This window comes from Actinomadura fibrosa, from assembly GCF_900659615.1.
Taxonomy (GTDB): Bacteria; Actinomycetota; Actinomycetes; order Streptosporangiales; family Streptosporangiaceae; genus Spirillospora; species Spirillospora fibrosa.
The window spans coordinates 1-4,349 of the sequence record NZ_CAACUY010000434.1 but is presented as its reverse complement, the minus strand read 5'-3'; the positions used below and the strand labels follow the sequence as shown (position 1 = coordinate 4,349).

3 protein-coding genes are annotated in these 4,349 nt (G+C 74.6%); all 3 read left to right on the top strand.

The window, feature by feature from the left end; all coding sequences use genetic code 11:
• Positions 1-56: 56 nt before the first annotated feature.
• Entirely contained in the window at positions 57-1,811 is a 1,755-nt protein-coding gene (locus E1300_RS47975) for a peptidoglycan D,D-transpeptidase FtsI family protein (RefSeq protein WP_131763913.1), read from the top strand.
• Between the two features lie 80 nt (positions 1,812-1,891).
• Positions 1,892-3,433: a UDP-N-acetylmuramoyl-L-alanyl-D-glutamate--2,6-diaminopimelate ligase gene (locus tag E1300_RS47970; protein WP_131763912.1), complete on the top strand. Its 1,542-nt coding sequence runs from the start codon at positions 1,892-1,894 to the stop codon at positions 3,431-3,433.
• A partial coding sequence (locus E1300_RS47965) for a UDP-N-acetylmuramoyl-tripeptide--D-alanyl-D-alanine ligase (RefSeq protein WP_131763911.1) occupies positions 3,430-4,349 on the top strand: 920 nt, incomplete at its 3' end. The genes E1300_RS47970 and E1300_RS47965, both read left to right, overlap by 4 nt.

Here is a 4,349-nt window from a genome sequence, read left to right as displayed (position 1 = left end):
CGCGCGGTCCGCGGCCGGGCGGCGGCGGCCCGGGGCGGCGGCCCCCGGCGCGGAGGCTGCGCAACCGCGTCCCCTTCCACCGGCGCGACCCCGTCAAGCGGCTGAACGTGGGGCTGCTCGTCGTCGCGTTCGTGCTGTCGCTGTTCGCCGGACGGCTCGTCCAGCTCCAGACGATCGAGTCCGGCAAGTACACCGAGCAGGCCATGCGGCAGCGCCTCCAGAAGATCGACCTGCCCGCCGTCCGCGGCGGCATCACCGACGCTCAGGGCCACGACCTCGCGATGACGGTGGAGGCGCGCGCCGTCTTCGCCGACCCCTACGTCATCAAGCCGGAGAAGCGGCAGGCGATCGTGAACGCGCTCGCGCCGGCGCTCGGCCTCGACCCCGCGACCGTGCTGAAGGGCATCAGCAAGCCGAAGTCGCGGTTCGTGTACCTGGCGCACGGCGTCCGGCCCGACCAGGCGCAGCTGATCCTGTCGTGGAAGTTCCTCGGCATCGGGACCCTGCCCGAGTACCGCCGCGAGTACCCCAACAAAACGCTCGGCGCGGGCGTCATAGGGTTCGTGAACGGCGAGGGCGAGGGGGCCGCCGGCCTGGAGCAGACCATGAACGGGACGCTCTCCGGGCAGGCCGGCTGGCAGCGCGTCGAGATCAGCGCGGACGGCCAGCACATCCCCATGGGCGAGGACCAGAAGCGCCCGTCGGTGCCCGGCACCGGCGTGCGGCTCACCCTGAAGCGCGACATCCAGTTCGCGGCGCAGCGGGCGATCGAGCGGCAGGTCAAGGCCAGCGGAGCGCGCAGCGGCAGCGTGATCGTCATGGACCCGCGGACCGGCGGGCTCCTCGCGATGGCCTCGGCGCCCGGCTACGACCCGAACGACTACGCGAAGTCCAGGCAGGCCCTGTGGGGCAGCCCCCTCGTGCAGGACTCCTACGAGCCGGGCAGCACCGGCAAGGTCGTCACCGCGGCCGCCGTGATGGAGAAGGGCGGCGTCCGCCCGGACACCCCGTTCACCGTCCCGGACCGGATCACCCGGTACGACCGCACCTTCAACGACTCGCACCACCACGCGCCCGAGCGGCTGACCTTCGCCGGCGTGCTGGCCAAGTCCAGCAACGTCGGCACGATCATGGCGAGCGAGCACATCTCGGAGCAGCAGCTCTACCAGACGCTCCGCGACTTCGGGTTCGGCCAGAAGACCGGCCTGCCGCTGCCGGGCGAGACGGCCGGGCTGCTCAAGCCGCCGAACCAGTGGTGGGGCCCCGACCGCTACCCGATCTCGTTCGGCCAGACGGTCTCGGTGAACGCCGTCCAGATGGCGAGCGTGTACGCGACGATCGCCAACGGCGGCGTCCGCGTCGCCCCGAACCTCGTCGCGGGCACCGTCGGCGAGAACGGCAGGTTCACGCCCGCGCCCGCGCCGGCCCGCAAGCAGGTCATCAGCGCCGCGACGGCCCGCGACATCAGCGACATGCTGGAGGGCGTCACCACGTCCGAGGGCACCGCCCCGGACGCGCAGATCAAGGGGTACCGCGTCGCCGGCAAGACGGGCACGGCCGAGATGGTCAACCCGCGCTGCGGCTGCTACAAGAACGGCGGCTACGTCGCCTCGTTCGCCGGGTTCGCCCCGGCGGACGATCCGCAGCTCGTGGTGCAGGTCGTCCTGCAGCACCCCACCCGGGGCAGCCACTATGGTGGCGATGCGGCCGCTCCCGTCTTCAAGGACGTGATGAGCTTCGCCCTCCAGACCCAGAAGATCCCGCCGACGGGGAGCAAACCGCCGATCACCAAGATCTACGCCGGAGGCTGACCCCAGCGAGTACCCTCCTCGCCGTGAGTTCACGATCCGCGTCCCAGCGTCCCCGTTCCGTCCGCACCGAAAGAAACGCCATGCGCCCCACGACCAATCCGGCCCGGCCGCTCACCGGGCTCGCGGCGCTCCTCGGCGTCGGACGGGGCGACGGGGGCGGCTGGGGCGGCGTGGCGGCGACGGGGATCACGCACGACTCGCGCGCGGTGCTGCCCGGCGACGTCTACGCCGCGCTGCCCGGCGCCAGCGCCCACGGCGCCCAGTTCTCCGCTCAGGCCGCCGGGGCCGGGGCGGTCGCGATCCTCACCGACGCCGACGGGTACGACCGGGCCGCGGCGACGGGGCTGCCCGTCCTGGTCGTGGCCGACGTCCGGGCGCGGCTCGGCGAGGCCGCCGCGTGGGTGTACGGCGAGCCCGCCCGCGACCTGCTGCTGATCGGCGCGACCGGCACCAGCGGCAAGACCACCACCGTGTTCCTGCTGGAGGCGGGGCTGCGGGCCGCGGGCATCCGGACGGGCCTGGTCGGCGGCGTGGAGATCCGCGTGGGCGACGTCCGGGTGCCGAGCGCCCTCACCACGCCCGAGTCCACGGACCTGCACGCCCTGTTCGCGATGATGCGCGAGGACGGCGTCGGCGCCGCCGCGATGGAGGTGTCCAGCCACGCCCTGGTGCAGGGGCGGGTCGCGGGGGCCCGCTACGACGTCGCCATCTTCACGAACCTGTCGCAGGACCACCTGGACTACCACCCCACCATGCAGGACTACTTCCTCGCGAAGGCGAGGCTGTTCACGCCGGAGTACTCGCGCGTGGGCGTGGTCAACCTGGACGACCACTACGGCCGGGAGCTGCTGGAGATCGCGACCGTGCCGACGACGACGTACTCGGCCACCGGCGACCCGGCGGCGGACTGGCGGGCCGAGAACGTCCGCGTGGGCGCCGACGGCAGCGTGTTCCGGGTCGTCGGCCCGGGCGGCGTCGAGGCCGACGCGAGCGTGCGGCTCGCGGGGCCGTTCAACGTGGCGAACGCGCTCGCCGCGATCGTCGCGCTGGTGGAGGCGGGCATCCCGCTGCCGGCGGCGGTGCGCGGCGTCGGGGACCTACCGGGCGTCCCGGGCCGGCTGGAGCGGGTGGACGAGGGCCAGGAGTTCGTCACGCTCGTCGACTACTCGCACAAGCCCGGCGCGGTGGAGGCCGTGCTGACGGCGCTGCGCCCGGTCACCGAGGGCCGCCTCGCGGTGGTGCTCGGCTGCGGCGGCGACCGCGACCGCGGCAAGCGGCCGCTGATGGGCGAGGCCGCGGCGCGGCTGGCGGACCTGGCGTACTTCACCAACGACAACCCGAGGTCGGAGGACCCGCTCGCCATCCTCGCCGCTATGGTCGAGGGCGGGCTGAAGGTGCCGCAGCCGCACCGCGCGCACATCGTGGTGGAGCCCGACCGCGCCGCCGCCATCGGGCTGGCCGTCGGCCGGGCGCGGCGCGGCGACGTCGTGGTCGTCGCCGGCAAGGGGCACGAGCAGGGCCAGTACGTGGCGGGCGAGGTGCACGCGTTCGACGACCGGGAGGTCGTCCGCGAGGCGCTGCGCCGCGCGATGAAGAGTAGAGGGGACGGGACGCAGGCGTGATCCCACTTCCGCTGTCGGCGATCGCGGAGATCACCGGGGGGACGCCCCACGGCGACCCGGGGACGACGGTCCGCGGTCCCGTGGTCGTGGACTCCCGGGCGGTGGAGCCCGGTGCGCTGTTCGCGGCGCTGAAGGGCGAGCGGTCCGACGGCCACGACTTCGCGGCCGCCGCGCTCGCCGCCGGGGCCGCCGCGGTGCTGGCGCAGCGCCCCCTGGACGACCCGGCGGCCGGGCCGTGCGTGGTGGTCGACGACGTCCAGGCGGCGCTCGGGAGGCTCGCGCGGGGCGTCCTGGAGCGGCTCCCGGACGTGACGGTCATCGCGGTCACCGGCTCGGCGGGCAAGACGTCCACCAAGGACCTCATCGCGCAGGTCGTCGGCCGCGCCGGGCCGACGGTCTGGCCGCCGGGCTCGTTCAACAACGAGATCGGGCTGCCGCTGACCGTGCTGCGCGCCGACCCGTCCACCCGGCACCTGGTGCTGGAGATGGGCGCCCGCGGCATCGGCCACATCGCGTACCTGACGGGGATCGCGCGGCCGGACGTCGGCGTCGTGCTGAACGTCGGCACCGCGCACGTCGGCGAGTTCGGGAGCCGCGAGAACATCGCCCGCGCGAAGGGCGAGATCGTCGAGGCGGTCCCGGCGGGCGGCACGGCCGTCCTGAACGCCGACGACCCGCTCGTCAGCGCGATGGCGCCGCGCACGGCGGGGACGGTGGTGACGTTCGGCCGCTCGCCCGGCGCGACCGTCCGCGCCGCCGGCGAGACGCTGGACGAGCGGGGCCGGGCGGCGTTCACCCTGGTGACGCCGGAGGGTTCCGCGCCGGTCTCCCTGCGGCTGTACGGTGCGCACGCGGTGCCGAACGCGCTGGCGGCCGCGGCGGCGGCGCGGGCGGCGGGCCTGCCGGTCGGCGAGGT